19 protein-coding genes are annotated in these 20,764 nt (G+C 55.5%); 4 read left to right on the top strand and 15 right to left on the bottom strand.

Features of this window, described 5'->3' with window-relative positions:
- Window positions 1–317: 317 nt before the first annotated feature.
- Window positions 318–461, bottom strand: a complete 144-nt coding sequence (locus RQ738_RS10025) for a hypothetical protein (protein WP_314164998.1) — start codon at window positions 459–461, stop codon at window positions 318–320.
- A 73-nt stretch (window positions 462–534) separates the two neighbouring features.
- On the opposite strand from RQ738_RS10025, the gene RQ738_RS10020 reads away from it, so the two are divergent.
- Together RQ738_RS10020 and RQ738_RS13760 are read left to right on the top strand one after the other, a co-directional pair.
- A complete protein-coding gene (locus RQ738_RS10020; RefSeq protein ID WP_314164997.1) occupies window positions 535–1,551 on the top strand; it encodes a hydroxyacid dehydrogenase in 1,017 nt (338 codons plus the stop codon).
- 499 nt (window positions 1,552–2,050) lie between these two features.
- Window positions 2,051–2,395 (top strand): STAS/SEC14 domain-containing protein, encoded by a 345-nt coding sequence (locus tag RQ738_RS13760; protein WP_409929543.1) that lies wholly within the window; start codon window positions 2,051–2,053, stop codon window positions 2,393–2,395.
- Between the two features lie 31 nt (window positions 2,396–2,426).
- Here the strand turns inward: RQ738_RS13760 and RQ738_RS10015 are convergent, their stop codons facing one another.
- The 14 genes from RQ738_RS10015 to RQ738_RS09950 all read right to left on the bottom strand — a co-directional run bounded on the left by RQ738_RS10015 (window position 2,427) and on the right by RQ738_RS09950 (window position 18,628).
- Window positions 2,427–3,689: an MgtC/SapB family protein gene (locus RQ738_RS10015; RefSeq protein WP_314164996.1), complete on the bottom strand. Its 1,263-nt coding sequence runs from the start codon at window positions 3,687–3,689 to the stop codon at window positions 2,427–2,429.
- A gap of 46 nt (window positions 3,690–3,735) precedes the next feature.
- Window positions 3,736–5,106, bottom strand: a complete 1,371-nt coding sequence (mgtE, locus tag RQ738_RS10010) for a magnesium transporter (RefSeq protein WP_314164995.1) — start codon at window positions 5,104–5,106, stop codon at window positions 3,736–3,738.
- Between the two features lie 553 nt (window positions 5,107–5,659).
- Window positions 5,660–6,976: an adenylosuccinate synthase gene (locus RQ738_RS10005; protein WP_314164993.1), complete on the bottom strand. Its 1,317-nt coding sequence runs from the start codon at window positions 6,974–6,976 to the stop codon at window positions 5,660–5,662.
- Window positions 6,977–7,036: 60 nt separating this feature from the next.
- On the bottom strand, window positions 7,037–8,218 hold the full coding sequence (locus RQ738_RS10000; protein WP_314164992.1) for an ATP phosphoribosyltransferase regulatory subunit: 1,182 nt from the start codon (window positions 8,216–8,218) through the stop codon (window positions 7,037–7,039).
- 41 nt (window positions 8,219–8,259) lie between these two features.
- Window positions 8,260–8,445, bottom strand: a complete 186-nt coding sequence (locus RQ738_RS09995) for a DUF2065 domain-containing protein (protein ID WP_314164991.1) — start codon at window positions 8,443–8,445, stop codon at window positions 8,260–8,262.
- A gap of 113 nt (window positions 8,446–8,558) precedes the next feature.
- Window positions 8,559–9,425 (bottom strand): protease modulator HflC, encoded by an 867-nt coding sequence (hflC, locus tag RQ738_RS09990; RefSeq protein ID WP_314164989.1) that lies wholly within the window; start codon window positions 9,423–9,425, stop codon window positions 8,559–8,561.
- Window positions 9,425–10,591, bottom strand: coding sequence for an FtsH protease activity modulator HflK (gene hflK, locus RQ738_RS09985; RefSeq protein WP_314164988.1), 1,167 nt, complete (start codon window positions 10,589–10,591; stop codon window positions 9,425–9,427). The genes hflC and hflK overlap by 1 nt, the downstream gene beginning before the upstream one ends.
- Before the next feature lie 89 nt (window positions 10,592–10,680).
- Window positions 10,681–11,874 carry a ribosome rescue GTPase HflX gene (gene hflX, locus RQ738_RS09980; protein ID WP_314164987.1) on the bottom strand — a complete coding sequence of 398 codons (1,194 nt, stop codon included), beginning with the start codon at window positions 11,872–11,874 and terminating at the stop codon, window positions 10,681–10,683.
- 65 nt (window positions 11,875–11,939) lie between these two features.
- Window positions 11,940–12,203 (bottom strand): RNA chaperone Hfq, encoded by a 264-nt coding sequence (gene hfq / locus RQ738_RS09975; protein ID WP_314164985.1) that lies wholly within the window; start codon window positions 12,201–12,203, stop codon window positions 11,940–11,942.
- Between the two features lie 142 nt (window positions 12,204–12,345).
- Window positions 12,346–13,305: a tRNA (adenosine(37)-N6)-dimethylallyltransferase MiaA gene (gene miaA, locus RQ738_RS09970; RefSeq protein ID WP_314164984.1), complete on the bottom strand. Its 960-nt coding sequence runs from the start codon at window positions 13,303–13,305 to the stop codon at window positions 12,346–12,348.
- Window positions 13,302–14,984, bottom strand: coding sequence for a DNA mismatch repair endonuclease MutL (mutL, locus tag RQ738_RS09965; RefSeq protein ID WP_314164983.1), 1,683 nt, complete (start codon window positions 14,982–14,984; stop codon window positions 13,302–13,304). Before mutL ends, miaA begins: the two co-directional genes overlap by 4 nt.
- Window positions 14,985–15,032: 48 nt before the next feature.
- Window positions 15,033–16,340, bottom strand: a complete 1,308-nt coding sequence (locus RQ738_RS09960) for an N-acetylmuramoyl-L-alanine amidase (protein ID WP_314164982.1) — start codon at window positions 16,338–16,340, stop codon at window positions 15,033–15,035.
- A 312-nt stretch (window positions 16,341–16,652) separates the two neighbouring features.
- On the bottom strand, window positions 16,653–17,111 hold the full coding sequence (gene tsaE, locus RQ738_RS09955) for a tRNA (adenosine(37)-N6)-threonylcarbamoyltransferase complex ATPase subunit type 1 TsaE (RefSeq protein WP_314164981.1): 459 nt from the start codon (window positions 17,109–17,111) through the stop codon (window positions 16,653–16,655).
- On the bottom strand, window positions 17,111–18,628 hold the full coding sequence (locus RQ738_RS09950) for an NAD(P)H-hydrate dehydratase (RefSeq protein ID WP_314164980.1): 1,518 nt from the start codon (window positions 18,626–18,628) through the stop codon (window positions 17,111–17,113). The genes tsaE and RQ738_RS09950 overlap by 1 nt, the downstream gene beginning before the upstream one ends.
- A gap of 41 nt (window positions 18,629–18,669) precedes the next feature.
- Between RQ738_RS09950 and queG the strand changes: the two genes are divergently transcribed.
- Both queG and trxA read left to right on the top strand, forming a co-directional pair.
- Window positions 18,670–19,731 carry a tRNA epoxyqueuosine(34) reductase QueG gene (queG, locus tag RQ738_RS09945; protein WP_314164979.1) on the top strand — a complete coding sequence of 354 codons (1,062 nt, stop codon included), beginning with the start codon at window positions 18,670–18,672 and terminating at the stop codon, window positions 19,729–19,731.
- Window positions 19,732–19,819: 88 nt separating this feature from the next.
- On the top strand, window positions 19,820–20,203 hold the full coding sequence (gene trxA, locus RQ738_RS09940) for a thioredoxin (protein ID WP_314164978.1): 384 nt from the start codon (window positions 19,820–19,822) through the stop codon (window positions 20,201–20,203).
- Window positions 20,204–20,764: the final 561 nt, after the last annotated feature.

The raw sequence follows: 20,764 nt of genomic DNA, 5'->3' as shown, positions 1-20,764 counted from the left end.
TCACCTTGGCGGACTGGATCTTTATCCTGATGGTGTTATACGGTAAATCTTACCCACCACATCTGGGGAAGAGCCATAAATAATAAACCCGGCTACCATGTATGCTCATTGAAATATTTCAATGACGGCTATCTTGTTTCATACTATAAATATGCATAAGGTTTATGATCGAGCACAAGCGCGGGTTATAGCGTCACATAATTTGTACACAAGCATGCCCAGCAGGCGACAGTCTACCCCGCTGCACCGGTTGTCGCGCCCCTGATGGCACTCAGTTATGACAACTTGCCCGGCGGCATTGCAGACGCCATCCGCGGTCACGGTTTGCGCGAAGGCATACTTGCCAGCGTGTCGTCGTCGTGCATTTCGCGAATGACACCATCAGAGACCAGGTTCATGAGCTCTTCAATACTACCCTGTCCGTAAAAACAGCACATACCTGAAGGGGCTGGTCCGAGCACAAGGATATCCTCAGTGAATTACATGATTTCCTGATCAAATCAGGTCGAACCATCTACAGCGAGCGGAGAGTTCATGAATATAACAATATTCGAGATTGACGATTGGGAGCGCGACGCATTCAAGCCCTTTGACGATAAACATCAGGTAAGCTATCTGGAGAAGCCGCTAACCACTGCCAATGCCGACGACCAAAAGGATGCCGAGATCATCTCGACCTTTGTCTATTCCAGGCTCGATGCAGACATCCTCAAAAAGCTTCCACACCTGAAGCTGATCACGACGCGTTCTACCGGTTTCGATCATATCGACATGGACTATTGCAAGGAAAGCGGCATAACTGTGTGTAATGTTCCCGACTATGGAGAAAACACGGTAGCCGAACATATGTTCGCCCTTCTTCTCGCCATCAGTCATCGCATTGTTGATGCGGTTTATCGTACCCGCAAAGGCGACTTCACATCGAAAGGTCTACGTGGTTTTGATCTGCGCGGAAAAACGCTTGGTGTAATCGGCACCGGCAATATAGGTCGCAATGTTATCAACATCGCCCGGGGATTTTCCATGAAGGTTATTGCATCAGACCTCAATCCAGACATGGATTTCGCTGCAAAGGCAGGGTTTGACTATGTCAGCATGCAGGAGCTGCTGGCACTATCAGATATTATCACGCTGCATGTACCGGGTGGCAAGGCCACACAAAACCTGGTTTCAAGCAATCAGTTCGGCGCCATGAAAAAGGGGGTCGTTATCATCAACACTTCACGGGGTACGGTAATTGATATCCATGCCTTGTTACACGCGCTGATCGAAGGAAAGGTGAGTGCAGCAGGACTTGACGTATTGCCTGAAGAACCGGTAATCCGTGAAGAGGCCGAATTACTGCATGCCATCTTCACCCGGGAGCATGACGAGTCCAAGTTGTTGGCCAATCATATATTGCTACATATGGATAATGTAATTATTACTCCGCACAACGCCTTCAATACCAGCGAAGCTATACAGCGCATCCTGAAGTCGACCCATGACAACATCAACGCCTATTTAACAGGCAACGTCAGGAATACGGTTAGTGATCGCGTCGGTAAATGACGGGGAATATGCTAAACACAAACCGTTATCCCTGGGGTAGCACTGCTCTGCGCCGCGGTTTATATACCGATGCTGGCCACGGTCCTGTCCGTGCAGGCGCCAGACACCACAGGCTGGCTGCTTATCCTGTCCTTTTCACTTTTGCCATTACTTGTCATCCAGCTTATGAAAATAACCGGAACAGGCTGAGAAAGGCATGCCAGCGACGTAGCAGATAGTTAATTTTCATTTCAATCGACATCTTATGCCTTTCTACCGCCCATGAAAGAGATTGCGAATCTTCAATGCCCGTGACAGCGGGTTTGTTATCGTAACAACCTACATGAACACCAGGCAAAGTCATGAGCTGGTATACAATGAATGGGGCTATGCAATCCAGGTGGTTAAACAGGCCACTACACTTTCCTGACAACTCTTTGCTCCATACCGTCAGGGAATCATGTCCTTGCTGAGATGAGGTGACGTCGTAGTTAATGCTCAGTTACTACGTGATGACGGCATACTGATAGTATCGCCGAAAGGAAAACTTGAGGCAGTAGATTTCCAGCAATTAAGCCTGCTGGCAGACCCTTACATCAAGAAGCATGGCAGCCTCACAGGTATTCTCATTGATGCCGAACATTTTTATGGCTGGGAAGATTTTGCCGCTCTCCTTTATCATATCAAGTTCATGAATCGCTATGAGAAGAAGGTCCAGCGCGTAGCCGCCGTGACAAACATTGGTTTTCTGGCAATATTACCGGCTGTATCCGACTTTTTTGTTAGTGCTGAATTAAGGCATTTTAATTATGCGGATCGCGACAAGGCGCTCAACTGGTTACGGACCGGCCTGAATCAAGCATAATGAACAGGGTTTCATTAATATGCATGCCCGTTTACCAGAGCAGCATCCAGACAACGAACAGCCCGCCAAATACACTCATCACCAGGGGCAGACCGACCCGTAAGCCGATATCGCGACCACCAACAAAAGCTGTCATGCTGCCCTTGACGAGGGTATTGACAGCAGCGGCGATAATAATCCCGGTCACGGTAATGCGTAACCCAATATCTTCCTCGCTCATACGCGACAATGAAAGGGTAATGGCATCCACATCAGCGATACCTGACGCAGCTGCGAGCACCAATACGCCGGCGTCTCCGTACCAGTTCTGTAATGCCCTGCCCAGTAACATTATCATGGCCAGTAACAGACCGAAGGCCAGAGCGGACTTTAATTCCAGCGGATTCTTTAGCGTCGCTGTTGCATCGATTTTATTTTTGCTCTGTGCCCGCCAGTAGGCGAATGCCGGCAGATAAGTGAATAGTGCCATCACTGTTGCCGGCACGAGCAGGGGCCTGAACAGAGCGGGATTGATGACACTCGCGACCAGCAGCATACGCGGAAACATGGTGCCACAGGCGAGTAAAGTCCCCGTGCCCAGTATCGGCGCCAACGCGGCGTCCTTGCGCGCCATCTGCGAAAAATGCAGCGTGAGGGCCGTGGAAGATGCCAGGCCGCCGAACATGCCGGTAAATACGGTACCGCGACGGGTACCGGCAATCTTGATGGCGAAATAACCAACGAAGGAAAGACCTGCAACCAGCACCACCATCCACCAGATCACATAAGGGTTTAATGATTGCCAGGGCCCATAGCCCTGATCAGGAAGGAGCGGTAACAGAACAACAGAGATCAGCAGTAACTTTATTCCCGCCCGCAGCTCTGTTGCCTCCAGGCCGCTTACCCAGTGGTGCAGCAAGGGTTTGTAACTCAACAACAGGGTCGCCACGACGCCGGAGGCCGCAGCGATGGCCACATTACCCATCGCGGCCAGTGCGCCGAGTATGAAGGTTAGAAGTCCCGCCACCAGGCTGGTGATACCGACATCGTTTCTCCGGTGAAAATTGACAATATAGACTGTCACCAGGGTACCCGCCACACCGATAAACACCAGGCCGAGATATAACACCCCGAATTCCTGCGCGAGTAGTGCCGAAGTACCACCGAGAAGGCCAATCAGGCCATAGGTACGTACGCCGGCGACACGTTCACCCTCTTTCGCTTCGCGCTCCTTCCAGCCTCGCTCTATGCCGATTAACAGCCCGATGGCGAGAGCAACACTCAAATAATAAAATGTTAATTGTTCTTCACTCATACATTAAGCATACCTTGTCAGATGCATACAGGCACATTTTTCCGCTTCAGAGTAACAAAACGGTTGCCAGCCCAAGAAAGGATGCAAATCCAACAACATCAGTGAATGCGATCAGCAACACTCCGCCTGCAAGAGCAGGGTCGATACCTAACCGTTGCAGAACCAGTGGTATGACGGTGCCCGCTATCGCGCCAGTGAGCAGGTTTACCACTAATGCAACCCCGAATATCACACCTAACTGGATATCATCAAACCAGAAGATGGCTACCGACGCGACGACCACCGCCCAGAAAAGGCCATTAAGCGTACCCAGGGCAATTTCTCTCAAAAGTAAGTGCCGTGCATTCCTGCGTCCAATTTGATCAAGCGCCAGCCCACGCGTAACCAGGGTCAGTGTCTGGTTACCGGCAACCCCGCCCATGCTCGCAACAACCGGCATTAGTATGGCGAGGGCAACGATTCTCTCTATTGATTCCCCGAAAAGCCCGATGACCCAGGCAGCAATAAAGGCGTTAATCAGGTTAACGCCCAGCCAGAGCGCCCGTCGACCAGCGCTTGATATGATAGGTGCAAACATATCGGTGGATTTTGCAAGCCCGGCCCGGCTCATCAGCTCGTGTTCAGCTTCTCCACGCATGACATCGACAACATCATCAATGGTTATTCGTCCCAGCAATCGGCCGGCTTCGCTGGTGACTGCTGCTGAAAGAAGATCACGGTCCTCGAACAAGCGTGCTACCGTAGTCGCGGGCGTCTGTACCGGGATCGCAGGCACCCCTGCTATCATGGCATCGCTCACTGTTGTTTCAGGATCAAGTGAAACCACGTCACTCAATCTGAGCACCCCGAGATAAGTATTATCCTCATCAACCACCATGACACTGTCCAGATGTTCCGGCAATTGCCCCTCGCGCCCACGAAGCTGACGCAGGTAACGCAGCACCGTCTTGAGAGTAACGTCTTTGCGCACCGCTGCTGCATCAACATCCATCAGCCCGCCTGCTGTCTTATCAGGATAGGCGCGAATCGCTTCATAGCGATCGCGGCGCTGAGCATCCATGGTCTGTAGCATGGCGTTCCTGACGGATGCCGGCAGGTCGGCGTCCAGATCCGCCAGCTCATCCACTTCCAGTGTATCCAGTGCAACAACCAGGTCAGCCTCGTCGCTGGCGGCAATGAGTTGCCGACGAACTTCACCGTGGGTTTCGAGCAATATTTCACCCTTCAGGGTGGCAGCTGTCTCGCTCCACAAATCAGTTCGGAGTTCCCACGGCAGGGCTTCGAGGGCATCGGCGATCTGTGCCGGATGCAGACCCTTAAGCATTTCCGCTACTGTTTGCCTGGCACCTTCCTCCAGCGCCTTGTGCAACATCGCGCGATAGTCGGCCTGATGCTGATCCTTTTGTGTTGTTTGCATTTTCCTGTCCCGGCTATATGTCATCGGCGATATGCCGAAAGGCAGTGTTTAACGGTTCGATTGAGTTCCTGTCAGCATTCGCCACCCGTATCTGCGGTCGATGGAAAGCCGCGCATATAGAATTATCAGTAAACCCAAACATCGTTGTCAGCATTGAAATTTCTCATTTAGCGGCAACCGGGATAGATTAAACTGAAATCATGTAGAACCGACCTGATGCTGTTCTTCCTGACGCATCATCTCCCGGCTGCAGATGAAGATAAGAATTGTATTTGACGCCAGCACAAATGAGCAATGCGCGGACAGACTTTTTATAGTCAGAATTGATACGAAAGGCATGCGGCCCATGCATTGATAGAAATTTGTACGTGAGCCAGTTACCGGAATGGAGACATTATATCTGTCACTGTCTCGTTCGCAGGTGCCGCCGCAGACAAGACGCGGACGAGGAAAACCCCGCTTCCCCTCTTGATAAAAGCCTGCTACCTGATGCTTTCGCGACGTATACCTGGCAAGCCCTGATTCATTCCTGAACAAATCGGGCTTTCGGTTCTTATTCGCCGAACGGATGACGACGGATGATGGTCTCAACCCGATCCGGGCCGGTTGAAATGATATCGGCCGGTGCGCCGACGATCTCTTCAATACGCTCCAGGTAACGGCGGGCATTCTCCGGCAGGTCCTCGTAGGACTTCGCACCAACAGTGGATTCCTTCCAGCCCGGCAGTTCTTCGTACATTGGCTCGCATGTCTCGAAGGCCTCGGCACCGATTGGGTTCACTTCGCGGATTTCCCCATTGTATTTGTAACCGGTACAGATACGCAGGGTACTCAGGCCATCCAGCACATCGAGCTTGGTGATACACATGCCGGTAATGCTGTTGATGCGTACGGCACGGCGCAGAGTCACGGCATCCAGCCAGCCGCAACGACGGGCCCGGCCGGTGGTGGCACCGAACTCGTCACCCTTCTCTGCCATGTGGCGGCCGTTTTCATCATTGTAGGCATCGGTACCATCATATAACTCGGTCGGGAACGGCCCCCCACCCACGCGAGTGGTGTAGGCCTTGACGATACCGAGAACATAATCAAAGTCCATCGGTCCGGTACCGCTACCGCAAGCGGCACCGCCGGCGGTGGTATTACTGGAGGTGACATACGGATAGGTGCCGTGGTCGATATCCAGCAACGTGCCTTGCGCACCCTCATACATAACATTCTCGCCCCGTTGCCGTGCCTGGTAGAGCAGCTCCGGGATATCATCAACCATGGCCAGCAGGCGGTCACGAATTGCCAGAACACCATCAAGGACTTGCTGGTAATCAACGGCATCCACCTTGAAGTAATTCACGAGAGTGAAATTGTGATACTCCATGACTTCCTGCAACCGGGTCTTGAAATGCTCGACATTGAAAAGATCACCAACACGGATGCCGCGGCGTGAAATCTTGTCTTCGTAGGCGGGACCAATACCCCGACCGGTGGTACCGATGGCCTTCTTGCCGCGGGCGATTTCGCGTGCCTGGTCGAGGGCAATGTGATACGGCAGGATCAACGGGCAGGCCTCACTGATCTTCAGGCGTTGGCTTGCAGGGACACCACTCGCTTCAATTTCTTCGAGCTCGGCAAACAGGGCCTCGGGGGAAAGCACCACGCCATTACCGATCATGCAGGAGACGTTGTCTCGCAGGATGCCGGAAGGTATCAGGTGCAGAACAGTCTTCTTGCCGTCGATAACCAGGGTATGTCCGGCATTGTGCCCGCCCTGAAAACGTACCACGTGCGAGGCCTGGTCTGTGAGCAGGTCAACGACCTTGCCCTTCCCTTCGTCACCCCAGTGGGCACCAATTACAATTACGTTCTTTGCCATGTTATTAATCTTGCCAGTTAAAACTACTTGTTACCTAAACCATATCTGTTGCACGCAGTGTCAAACAGATACGACCTCCCATTGGCCGTTTCGCTGCTCCAGCTTGCGCGAACAACCCATCTCTCTTGCGCCGCCCTGTTGTCCGGGCAGTTCGCAAACAACACGTTCGCCCTGTGCACGCAGGGCGGCAATCTTTTCTTGCAGTGTGGTATCAGCCCCTGCCGGCGCGAAAATCATATCGGCGGCATCGGCCTGCACATCGGTCAGCAACACGAGTTGTTTCAGATCGGTGCTGAAACCGGTGGCCGGACGCGCCCGACCAAAGACACTGCCGATGTCATCATAGCGCCCGCCCCAGGCAATGGCCTGGCCATGCCCCGGCAGGTAGGCACTGAACATCACGCCGGTGTGATAGTGATAACCGCGTAACTCGGCAAGGTCGAAATACAGTGGTGTATTCGGTAAATAGCCTTGCAGGCTGACGGCGATCTGTTTCAGGTCATCGAGTGCCGCACGCACCGCCTCACTGGCCGCGGCGAAGACCGCGGTTGCCTCTGCAAGCACCTCATCACCACCGTTCAGGTCAACCAGGGCCCGCAGCATTGTCGCCTGCGGCGCGTCCAGTACCCATTTGTCCAGCAGGCCGTTGATCTCGGGCACGGCCTTGCGTTGCAGGGCATCAAACAATTCAGTTTCCTGCTGCTCGTCCAGGCCGGCGTCCTGTACCAGGCTACGGAAGATACCGACATGTGCGAGGTCAAGGTGCGCTGCCCGGATGCCGGTCTTTTCGAGTGTGGCCAGCATCAGGCGAATGATCTCGATGTCACTCTCGACATTGTCCGAGCCATATAACTCGGCGCCACACTGCAGTGGGCTACGGCTACCGGCAAAACCGTCCGGGCGCGTACGCAGCACCGTACCGAGGTAACAGAGACGGCTCGGGGTCTCACGTCCCAGCTGGCGGGCGTCGATACGTGCGACCTGCGGCGTCATGTCGGCACGGATCCCCATCAGGCGACCACTGATCTGGTCAGTCAGGGTGAAGGTTTGTAATTTGAGGTCATTGCCCGTACCGGTCAGCAGGGACTCGAGGAAATCGATAAACGGCGGAACCACGAGCTCATAGCCCCAGCTGTGCAGTTGATCGATAAGGTCACGGTGAAGGCGTTCAAGCCGTTCTGCCTGGGGGGGCAACAGCTCTTCTATGCCTTCAGGTAACAACCATGCGTCATTCGTGCTCATCTTGTTTCATGGCCGCCCGGGCGGCCTTCCCCGCTTATTGTTCAACGTAGCAGATATAACAGGGCAAGGCCCGCCAACATACTGCTCAATCCGGCAATCCGGAGTGATTTATCGTCCATTTCCGCCATTTTACGCTGTAACTCGCGCATTGCAGCCGGTTTCAGAAACGGCAAAATGCCCTCTATAACCAGCACCAGCGCCAGTGCGACAAACAAATCATTCCACATTGTGCTATTCCGCCAATACACAAAAAAGCCGGGCGGTCAGCCAAGGCTCTGGCCTTGTCTCGCCCGGTCTGGTGTCGCGTCGCGCAGTTTACCACTGCACGACCCGATTTTCCCTATTTTTTGCCCTTCGGGCTGTTGAAATACTTGAAGAAATCCGCACCCGGTTCAATCACAAGAATGTCACTCTTGCTACTAAACGAGCTCCTGTAGGCATTCAGGCTGCGATACAGGGAATAAAATTCTTCGTTCTTGCTATAGGCCTTTGCATAGATTTCAGCAGCCTTGGCATCGCCTTCACCACGCAACGTCTGCGCGTCACGGTAGGCCTCGGCGAGGACAACCGTGTACTTTCGATCCGCATCGGCACGGAGACGTTCACCCTCGGCACGGCCGCGGGCACGGAACTCCTTGGCGACACGGTCACGTTCAGCACGCATACGGTCATAGACCGATTCACTGACATCCGGAGGTAAGTCGACGCGCTTGATCCGTACATCGACGACCTCAATACCATATTTCACGGCCTGGGCCTTGGTATTCGCGGCGAGGATTTCCATAATCTTGGCACGTTCACCAGAGACGACTTCGCGGATGGAGCGCTTGCCAAACTCGCTCCGCAGCTGGTCGTTGACGATGGGGAACAGGGCGGCATTGGCACGCAGCGCATCACCGCCCATGGTCGTGTAATACGTCTCCAGGTCACCAATGCGCCACTTCACGAACGAATCGACGATAACATTCTTCTTTTCGTCGGTCAGGTAACGCGTCGGCCTTGCATCCAGGGTCTGGATGCGCGCATCGAATTTGCGCACGTTATTGATAAACGGTGTCTGGAAGTACAGCCCGGGCTCATAATCACTGCGTACGATCTCACCAAGCCGGAACTTGATGGCCTTTTCACGTTCATCAACGGTAAACACGGACAGGCCTACCAGAACCAGGGCGGCCACCAGAATTGCTCCGAGGAATTTGATATTCATTAGCGACCTCCCCGGCTACGTGGGTCATTGATCGGGCGCGGCGCCCCCGAGTCTGGATTCTTGATGCCAGTGGAATCTGCCGAGCCGGCATTTTGCCGTACGGAACCCTGCTGACGCATGAGTTGGTCGAGCGGCAGATACATAATGTTATTACCACCGGCCCCGGTATCCGTCATGATCTTGGTGCTGTTGCCCAGCACTTCTTCCATGGCCTCAATATACAGGCGCTCGCGCGTCACGGCCGGGGCCTTTTCATATTCGGCCAGCAGATTATTAAAACGGGCCGCCTCACCAGTAGCCGACTCCATGACCCTGCTACGGTAACCCTCTGCATCCAGGATCCGGCGCTGTGCGGCACCCTGGGCCTTACCCAGCAGGTCGAGGGCATAGCCTTCGGCCTCATTCTTGAACCGCACCTCATCCTCGCGCGCCTTCACAACATCGGCAAATGCACCCTGCACCTGTTCGGGTGGCTGGGCGTCCTGCATGTTGAATTCCGTCACGACCAGGCCGGTGCCATAGTCATCGATAATTTTTTGCACCAGTTCACGGGCCTGTACCGCTACCACGTCACGACCCTCGGTGATCACAAAGTCGAGATTATTCTTGCCGACGACTTCGCGCACGGCCGTCTCGGTCGCCTGCAACAGCGAATCTTCCGGGTTGCGCACATTGAAGACATAATCACCGGCATCCTTGATTTTGTACTGCACGCTGAACTCGATATCGACAATATTCTCGTCACGGGTCAGCATCAGGGACTCGGCCTGGGTCGCCCCCACGGTCAGTTTGCGGATGTTTTCCATGTTGACAAGGACGACCTTCTCAAATGGCCGTGGCAGGCGCATGTTAAAGCCCGGCATCATGGTATCGACGTGTTTCCCGAAACGCAGCACAACACCGCGTTCGGCCGGCTCAATGATATGACTGGCGTCATACAGCAACCATGCTGCCAGCGCGATGATGACAATACCGATTGTCCCGCCCTGGCCGGCACCGGCACGGCCGGTGCCACCGCTGCCGCCACTACCACCAAACAGACCACCTACCTTGTCACGCATCTTGCGAACGACTTCATCGAGGTCAGGTGGCCCCTGGTCGCCGCGGTTACCCCAAGGGTCGCGGCCACCGCCACTCCCTGAATTACCCGGTTCATTCCAGGCCATGAGCTACTCCAATTGAGTTATTTTGTGAATTTAACACGAACGTGGAATTGTAGGGGTAGCAGGTACACATCGCAACCACCCCCGCCAAATCAGGCGATTCGCACATCCTCTACGTCGATATCTCTTTCAGCTTCAGTGAAACCGGTCTCTTCGCCGCCAGGCTCGTCACCACCGGCGCTCCCTGCCACAGGTGTTTGAAAGCAGACCTCGTGTAACACGCCGCGCAATTCATCAATACCCGCGCCGCTGACGGCCGATACCCAGACCCGGCGGACGCGGCCCTGTTCGTCACGGTCTATCCTTGGCGAGGCGCCCTCAAGAAGGTCGATCTTGTTGAATATCTGGATTTGCGGCACCGCGTCGGCGCCGATCTCCGCAAGCACGAGATTGACCTGTTCCATATTTTCTTCGCGTCGATCGCTGCTGGCATCGACGACGTGCAATAACAGGCTTGCCTCGCGGGTTTCCTCGAGCGTCGACTGGAAGGACGCCACCAGGTCATGGGGCAAATGGCGAATGAAGCCGACCGTATCGGCCAGCACGATCTGCTCGTCAACCCCGATATCGACCCGGCGCAGGGTCGGGTCGAGCGTGGCAAAGAGCTTGTCCTCGGCATAAACGCCGGCGCCGGAAAGACGATTAAACAGCGTCGACTTGCCGGCATTGGTATAGCCGACCAGCGAAACGGTGATGGCGTCCTGGCGACGACGATGGCGTCGACCCTGGTCGCGTTGCTTATGGACTTTCTCGAGACGCTTGCGGATGCGCTTGATGCGATCACCCACCAGCCGGCGGTCGGTCTCGAGCTGCGTTTCACCCGGGCCGCGCAGACCAATCCCGCCCTTTTGGCGTTCAAGGTGGGTCCAGCCGCGTACCAGCCGGGTCGAAAGGTGTTTTAACTGGGCCAGCTCGACCTGTAATTTACCTTCATGGGAATGCGCCCGCTGGGCAAAGATATCCAGAATCAAACCGGTGCGGTCGAGCACGCGACATTCGAGTAATTGCTCCAGGTTACGTTCCTGCGCCGGACTGAGGGCATGGTTAAACAAGACCACATCAGCCTCGGTGCTTTTCACGATGTCACGGATTTCTTCAGCCTTGCCGGAGCCGACAAAGTAACGCGGATGCGGGGAACGCCGACTGCCTGTTACGACTGCCAGCGGGGTGGCGCCGGCAGAGACCGTCAGTTCACGGAACTCATCGAGTTCTTCGCGGTTGTCTTCTTGCGGAAAGTCGAGATGAACGAGTATTGCGCGTTCACCACTACGGGGGCGATCAAACAACGGTGCCCCCGGCGGTCAACGACCTGTCTTTGTAAATGATGGGAAATCTGCTCACTTATACCTGTTTACTTATTACCGGGACCGGCACTATCGTCTTCGGCTTCGCTTTCGCTGCCTGGAATCCGCACGTTGCGGGCCGGCACGATAGTTGAAATGGCGTGCTTGTAAACCATCTGGTTAACGGCATTCTTCAATAGCACCACAAATTGATCGAAAGAGTCGATCTGTCCCTGCAACTTGATTCCATTCACCAGGTAAATCGAGACCGGCACACGTTCTTTGCGCAGTGCATTCAAAAACGGGTCCTGTAACATTTGCCCTTTATTCATGTTGTTCTCCTTTTTTCTACTTATACGGGCCTTCATGGGCACCGCGGCCAGTTTTATACCCCTGGGCTCGAGCCCGGTATTACCCCGCTCGCAGTGATAGTCTCTGTACAAGTTCAAATAATACCAAAATCTTATACTGCTATTAACTCTGTATTTTTACTGATATTGGGCAGTCCTGGAGACATTTCAAGACCGAATCCAATAATTTATCTTCCGTGCCGTCAAACCAGTGCACATCGGTATCGCTCCGCAACCAGGTCATCTGGCGCTTGGCGAGTTGCCGTGAGGCAATAATGCCACGTTCAATCGCCTCGGCGCGGGAATATTTACCCTGTAAATAGTGCCAAATTTGCCGGTAACCGACCGCGCGTATAGCCGGCATGTCCAGATCCAGGTCGCCGCGGGCATACAGGGCCTCAACCTCCTCCATAAAACCCTGCTCGATCATCTGGTGAAAACGCCGGGCAATCCGCTCGCGCAAGACCTCGCGGTCATTTGGCGCCACTGCCAGTTTGCAGACGCGGTACGGCAAGGGCTCTCTGGCCTGTGCCGCGATCAGGTCGGTCATGCTGGTACCGGTCAATTCATAGACTTCCAGTGCACGCTGGATACGCTGCGGGTCATTCTGGTGGATACGGGCGGCGGCAACCGGGTCTACCCTGGCGAGACGCGCGTGCAACGCCGCCCAGCCCTGTTCGGCAGCCTGCGTCTCGAGCTGTGCCCGCACCCCGGCATCCGCCACGGGCAAGGGGGACAGACCATGTTCCAGTGCCCGAAAGTAAAGCATGGTGCCACCGACCAGGAGCGGGATCCGGCCGGACGCGGTAATCTCATGCATCTCGCGCAGGGCATCGGTGCGAAACTCGGCGGCGGAATAACTCTGCTCGGGCTCGCGGATATCAATCAGGCGATGCGGCGCCACGCGCAAGGTCTCGGCATCCGGTTTGGCCGTACCGATATCCATACTGCGATAAATCTGCCCTGAATCAACACCGATGATCTCTACCGGCAGACGCCTGACCAGCTCCACGGCCAGGGCGGTCTTGCCCGAGGCGGTCGGGCCCATCACAAAAATGGCCGGCGGCAAATCAGGCTGACTCATTTATGCTCAAGCCAGTCTTGCAGGGTCTGCGCATCCAGCGCACGCGCCCATGGCACGTTCTTCGAGATGTCACCGAGCAGGTTGAATTGTATGGCTAACCATTCTCGCAAAGACGCCCCGCTGGCAGACAGTGGGCTGGCCTTTGCCGCGGTCTCGGCGAGCGCCCCTAGCAAGCTTTCATCATCGGCATGCAGATGCTCAATCGCTGTATACAAAAGGACATCGGGTGCCGAGGTTTGCAGCAATAACGGGGCGGCACGCAGGAGGATATGACTGTCATCGATCTCGCTCAGATCAAAGCCGAATCGATTAAGCCGCGGCAGCATACTGATTAATTGTGCCTGGCGTTTCGCATCGAGCTCAAGCCGCTGCGGTAATAATAGTGGACGCGATTTCAACTCGCCTGCGGCCAGCGCCTCGGTCAGGCGTTGTTTATTTACCTGGGTTAATAACGCCCGTGCATCCAGCAACCATAATTGCCTTGCATCCTGGCACAACAGGTAACGCCTGTGCAGCAGTTGCAAAGGTTCCCCGAATAACAGGCGACGTTCCCCGGTGGGCCGCCCGGCCGTTCCCGCGCTTCCCGTGACTACCTGATTGGAGGAAGCCAGATACAATGACGCACGCTCCTGCACGGCCCCGGTTGCCGGCAGCATTACAGCATCGTTTTGTCCGTGCAAGGCATGCTTGACCACGCTAAAGAGAAAGTCGTGCACCAGGCGAGCATCCCGAAAACGGACTTCATGCTTGGTGGGATGAACGTTCACATCGACGCGATCCGGTTCGAGTTCGAGCATCAGCACATAACTCGCATAGCGCCCCGCGGGCAGGGTATCGGCATAGGCCTGGCGAATGGCATGGTTAACCAGTCGATCGCGAATCATACGCCCGTTAATATAGACATACTGATGATCTGCCTGCGAGCGATGCTGGGAAGCGGGCGCAACAAAACCACTGACCCGAATACCGTCACTCTCACCGACTGCAGGCAGGGCGGCGGCGGTAAAACCCTGGCCAAAGACCTGGGCCAGGCGCCGCTGCTGTAAGGCCTCGTCCTTCGCCGCGGGCAGACGCAGGACCTGGCGGTCATTATGGCGCAGGTTAATGGCAACGTGCGGTGCACCCAGCGCGATACGCTGCACGACATCCTGCACATGGGTGAACTCGGTTTTCGCGGCCCGCATAAAGCGGCGGCGTGCCGGAGCATTACAAAACAGCTCTTCGACAATCACGCTGGTTCCCTGCGGGTGAGCCGCTGGTCTCACGCTGCTTTTTCCATTGGCATCGACTTCAATACACGTACCCTGTTCTGCGCCGGCCTGGCGGCTGATGAGTTGCAGGCGTGAGACCGAGGCAATACTTGGCAGGGCCTCGCCACGAAAACCGAGGCTGGCAATACTCGCCAGTTCTTCAAGTGTCAGCAGCTTGCTGGTGGCATGGCGCGACAGGGCCAGGGGCAGATCGGCCGGGTGAATACCGTGACCATTATCGACTATACGAATCTGTTGCAGGCCGCCCCGCTCGATCTCGATATCAATCCGGGTCGCACCGGCATCAAGACTGTTCTCGAGCAATTCCTTGACGACCGAGGCCGGGCGCTCCACCACTTCACCTGCGGCGATCTGGTTGGCGAGCTGGACGGGCAACTGGTTGATGCGGCGTTGGAGAATGTCGGACATACGCCTAGCTTAATGCAAAGCGTCGTTTAACTGTAGCGTGAAGAAATATCAGCTGTCGCTGGTTTGCGTCGGGATCCGCAAGGTCTGGCCAACATGGATTCTGTCGGTGTTGAGCTTGTTGGTGGCTCGCAGGGCCTGCATATTGACCTGGTAACGCTCGGCAATGCCGGACAGGGTTTCACCTCGCTGGATGGTATGACGACGAGCGAGGCGCGTACCCGGCGGCGGGAAGCGTTCAAAGTAATTACGAATGCCCTTCATCATCGCTCCGGCCAGGTGCTGCTGGTAAGCGGCTGTACGCAATTTACGCTCTTCCTCCGGGTTGGAGATAAAGGCGGTCTCAACCAGTACCGAGGGGATATCTGGCGATTTCAGGACCAGGAAGTTTGCCGACTGCACGCTGCGCTTATGGGTCTTGCCGAGTTGCTTGAGTCCGCCGAGAATATTGCTGGCCACGTCCATACTGGCCTCAAGGCTGGCGGTCTGGGACAGATCCAGCAGGACCGAGGCCAGCAGGTCATCCTTGTCATCAAGGCGCACCCCGCCGATGCGGTCGGAATTGTTTTCGCTCACGGCAAGGAAACGCGCCGCCTCACTTGTGGCGCCACGACGTGAGAGCGTATACACCGACGAACCGCTGGCCTTTGGATTATGGAAGGCATCGGCATGGATGGAGATAAAGATATCGGCCCGGGCCTGGCGTGCCTTGTTGATCCGATCCCGCAAACGGATAAAGTAATCCCCGTCACGGATCATCACCGCACGCATGCCGGGTTCTCTTTTCACCAGGGCCTCGAGCTTGCGGGCAACGGCGAGCACGACTCGCTTTTCCTGGGTCCCACGATAGCCGCGCGCCCCCGGGTCTTCCCCGCCGTGGCCGGCATCGATGGCAATGACAACATCACGCAGTTTTTTGCTATTGCCAGCGTTCGGCGTACGTGAGCTTTTCGCCACCACGCGTTCCTGCTGGTCATGTTCCAGATCCAGCACCAGGCGGTGGCCATGATCGCCATAAGGCTTGAGGACAAAACTCTTTGGCCGCAGGCGCTGATCAGCATCCAGCACAATACGCAAATCCTGCTGGTTACGTGTGCCACTGCGCAGGCTCTTGATCGGGTTGTCCTTCCCCTCCGGAGCGGGCAAGTCACCACGCAGGCGGGAATTCTGCAGATCGACAACAATACGATCCGGGTTCTTCAGGGAGAACAGGGTATGTTCAATCGGGCCAGAGAGGTCAAAGACCAGGCGGGTGTTATCCGGGGCTGGCCACATACGCACACCAATAACGTCAACCTGCCCGGCCCAGCTCACAGGCGCGGTCAACAGCAGAACGATGGCGAGTAGTGTTTTTTTCATTTTACACCTCCCCTGCGGTCAGACCGCTGGAAGATAGCCTCATAAGATCACTTATATATTAACTATATACGTGATGTTCTTATAAAACAACATGAGGAAAGCTACAAGAGACATTGATGATTGCGGAATGATGATTGATGAATGAAAAGTCATCAATGCCGATGTTGAGGTTCACGTAGTATATTGATTAATAAGAATATATATGCCTATTGTGTGTGCTATGCACACCGAAAACCCAAACTAAAGCCTGGTGCGCAAAGCGCCCCCCCCTGCCTTCTTTTCATTCATCAATCATCATTCCGCAATCATCAATCATAATCCATCAATCCCATTAAGTATTTCCTCACCATGCGCGCTGTGGGCCGTCAGGACGACATCGCGCGCCGGGCCGGCATGCTCGAGTTCAATCAAAAGGTCCGCCGGGGGCACAAGTGCCCCCCCGCGCTGCGGCCACTCGATCAGACACAGGCTCTCGGCGCTGAAATAATCGCGCAGCCCCATGAACTCGAGTTCCTCTGGGTCACTAAGTCGATATAAATCAAAATGATAGATATGGCTGCCGTTCACTGTGTAGGGCTCAACGAGGGTAAAGGTCGGGCTTTTCACCGCGCCCTCATGGCCCAGGCCTCGCAGCAGACCGCGCACGAGTGTGGTCTTGCCGGTGCCGAGCTCGCCCTGCAGATAGATGACGCCATGTGACCGGCTGGCCCTTGCCAGCCTCGCACCGAGTGCCTGCATGGCTTCATCGGATTCGATATGCAGTGTCTTCATCAGAATTGTGCCGGGTTGACGACCTCGCGCAGGGCATCAACAACATCCAGTGCCAGCATGCCTCGTTCGCCATCTTCTTTGGCGGCGATATCGGCCGCGCGTGCATGCACACTCACACCGAGACGCGTCGCCAGAAGCATGGCCTGGGCTGGATCGGAATTCAATGTCCGGCGCTGCGCCAATAGCCCGGCAATCACACCGGTGAGGACATCGCCCATCCCGCCGCTGGCCATGCCGGGATTACCCGCATCACACAGGGCCAGGGGTGAATCGGCCGCGGCAACAAGGCTACCCGCGCCTTTCAAGACAACCACGCCACCATACTTTTGCTGCAAGGCCTTCACCGCGGCAAAACGGTCGGCCTGGATCGCTTTTGTATCTGTATTCAGTAACCGCGCAGCCTCGCCCGGGTGCGGGGTCAGGATCCAGTTTTTACGCTGCACCGGCTCGGTGGCCAGCAGGTTCAGGGCATCGGCATCCACGACCATCGGCAAATCATTATCCAGCACGGCGCCGAGCAATGCCTGCGCCCACCGGGACTGGCCCAGACCCGGACCCACCGCAACCACATCGGCCTTTGCCAGCAACGGCCGCAGTTCAGCAACCTTGCTCACGGCATGGCACATGAGTTCCGGGCGCGCGGCACTGATCGCCGCCGCATGTTCGGGCCGGGTCGCGATGCTGACCAGGCCGGCTCCGACCCGTAACGCCGCCTCGCCCGCCATCCGTACTGCCCCGCCCATACCGGCGCCGCCACCGATGATGAGCACGTGGCCAAAGTCCCCCTTGTGCGCATCGCGCCGCCGCGGCGCCAACAGGTGGGCGACACCGGCAAAGGTCAGGCGGGAGACGGCCGGGGCTTGCGACATCAGTACCTGCGGTGGCAGGCGCAGGTCGTCATACACGATCTGCCCGCAATGGCGTGGCCCGGCACCGGTGAACAGGCCCTGCTTGAGGGCGATGAAGGTAATGGTGAGTTGCGCATTCACGGCGCAACCGAGCACACAACCCGTGTCGGCATGCAGCCCGGTAGGAATATCCAGGGCCAGCACGCCGGCATGACTGTCATTGATGGCGCGTACGGCATCGGCCCAGTCACCCTCCAGTCTGGCATTCAGGCCGATGCCTAACAGGCCATCAACAACAACGTCAGTGCCGCCGAGATCGAGACCGGGCTTATAGGCCGCAGTCTCGCCACCGGCCTCGCGCCAAAACCGGGCCATGCGCAGGGCATCCCCTTTGAGCCTCGCGCCATCACCGACCTGCCAGACGCGCACCTCAAGCCCGGCGGCACGGGCAAGACGCGCAACGACATAGGCGTCGCCACCGTTATTGCCGATTCCTGCCAGCACAACGATGCGCCTTGCCCGGGGCCATGCCTCGCGCAAGGCATGCAAGGCGGCCTTGCCTGCGCGTTCCATGAGTTCGGCGCCGGCAATGCCCAGTTCTTCAATCGCCATACGATCAAATTCGCGAACCTGCTCGGCACGGTAGAGGGAATTCGGTAATCTGCGCATAGCGCGTATCATAGCACCCCGGCCCAACACACCGCGATCCCATGCCCATACTGTCAGACTCACAACTTGCCCGGCTTGCCGACCAGATTAAGTCCTGGGGGAAGGCGCTCGGCTTTCAGCAGGTCGGCATCAGTGATGTCCATCTCGACGAGGCTGAACAGCAGCTGCATGACTGGCTGGCAAAGGGGCTGCATGGCGAGATGGGTTACATGGCCAAACACGGCACCCGCCGCTCGCGCCCGGCCGAACTCGAGCCCGGTACCCAACGCGTGATCTCGGTGCGCATGGACTATCTGCCTGCTGCCAGCGATATGCAGGCGAACCTGGATGATGCACAGCGCAGCTATATCTCGCGTTATGCCCTCGGCCGTGATTATCACAAACTCATGCGCAACCGCCTGCAAAAACTTGCGAATCAAATCAGTCATGAGATCGGCGAGTTTGGATACCGCGCCTTTGTCGATAGTGCCCCGGTACTGGAAAAGGCAATTGCCGCCAAGGCCGGGCTCGGCTGGGTCGGTAAACACAGTAACCTGCTCAACAGCGAGGCCGGCTCATGGTTTTTTCTTGGCGAGTTATATACCGACCTCGCCCTGCCGGTGGATGACAGGACAACAGATCACTGTGGTACCTGCACGACTTGCCTCGATGTATGCCCGACGCGGGCGATCATCGCCCCGTATATTGTCGATGCCCGGCGCTGTATCAGTTACCTGACAATTGAACTGCGTGGTGCCATCCCCGTTGAACTGCGGCCGCTCATCGGCAACCGCATCTATGGCTGTGATGACTGCCAGTTGTATTGTCCGTGGAATCGCTTTGCCGAACTGACAGCGGAAACGGATTTCCAGCCCCGTCACCAGCTCGATGCGCTGGGGCTTATCGACGCCTTCAGCTGGGATGAGGAAACCTTCCAGAGTCGCACCGAGGGCAGTGCGATCCGGCGCATCGGTCATGAACGCTGGCTGCGCAATATCGCCGTGGCACTGGGCAATGCCCCACCGGCAGCCCCCATTATCACGGCCCTCAAGTCACGTGCGGATCACCCTTCCGCACTCGTTCGTGAGCACGTCAGCTGGGCGCTGAGCCGACAAATACGCTAAAAACCGGCCTTTTTCGGGCATTTCCCTTGTAATCAAGCTGCTCCATCCATATATTAGAAAACACTCATATTTATACAAGGATTCTCCCATGCCACTCGATTTGAACAAGGACAATTTCCAGTCCGCGATTGAAGACAATGACATCGTCATCCTCGACTTCTGGGCACCATGGTGTGGCCCGTGCAAGAGCTTCGCGCCGGTCTTCGAAAAGGTCGCCACTGAAAACCCGGACATCGCCTTTGCCAAAATCAACACCGAGGAAGAGCAGGAGCTTGGCGCCATGTTCGCCATCCGCTCCATCCCGACACTCATGATCTTCCGTGAACAAATCGCCGTCTTTTCCCAGCCAGGCGCTTTGCCCGAAGGTTCACTGAATGAACTGATAGGCAAGGTCAAGGAACTTGATATGGACGAAGTCCGTAGCCAGATAGCGGAAATGGAAAAACAGGAAGCCGAGAAAAGTGAAGGCTGATTAAGGCACAGGATTGACTGGAGGTAAGGGGATAAATAGCCCATTCATCCCATTGCCAGCCGGACCAATGACCGAGACAAAAAGCCCGTTACACTTCTGTAACGGGCTTTTTTCTGCCTGTTACTGCACCCGCCTACGTCCGGTATTTAGCTTCTTCACAAGTGCAAAATGAAATAGAAACGTATTTTGCATTTCAAAAAGCACTTTCTCTGATATAGGAGTAATTAATCAGTGACTTAAACCGCACCTGGTCGATGGAAACATATAAACGTCATGGCAGGATGCAATGTCCATGTCATAAAAATAATATTTTTTTCTTAATTCTTTCGCAAAGATTCCTTCATTAACCCTTTGTATAGCATGTTTTTTTATAAGGTTTATTTTATAATTATATTGCTAAGTGCTTATATGTGGGTATTTACAGAATTTTTTCATCTATGCATAGTGCCGTTTGTTAATTGTCATTTGTATTGTATTTAACAAATAGGCTCTTCGGAAAAATTAGTGGGTAAAAATATAGCGAATTTGGAGCAATAGAGATAGTTTTCTGGAAATTGGAGG

Origin of the sequence: Sulfuriflexus sp. (genome assembly GCF_032250955.1) — a bacterium.
GTDB lineage: Bacteria > Pseudomonadota > Gammaproteobacteria > AKS1 > AKS1 > Sulfuriflexus.
The sequence above is the reverse complement of the archived record's forward strand: the minus strand, read 5'-3'. Positions and strand labels throughout refer to the sequence as shown.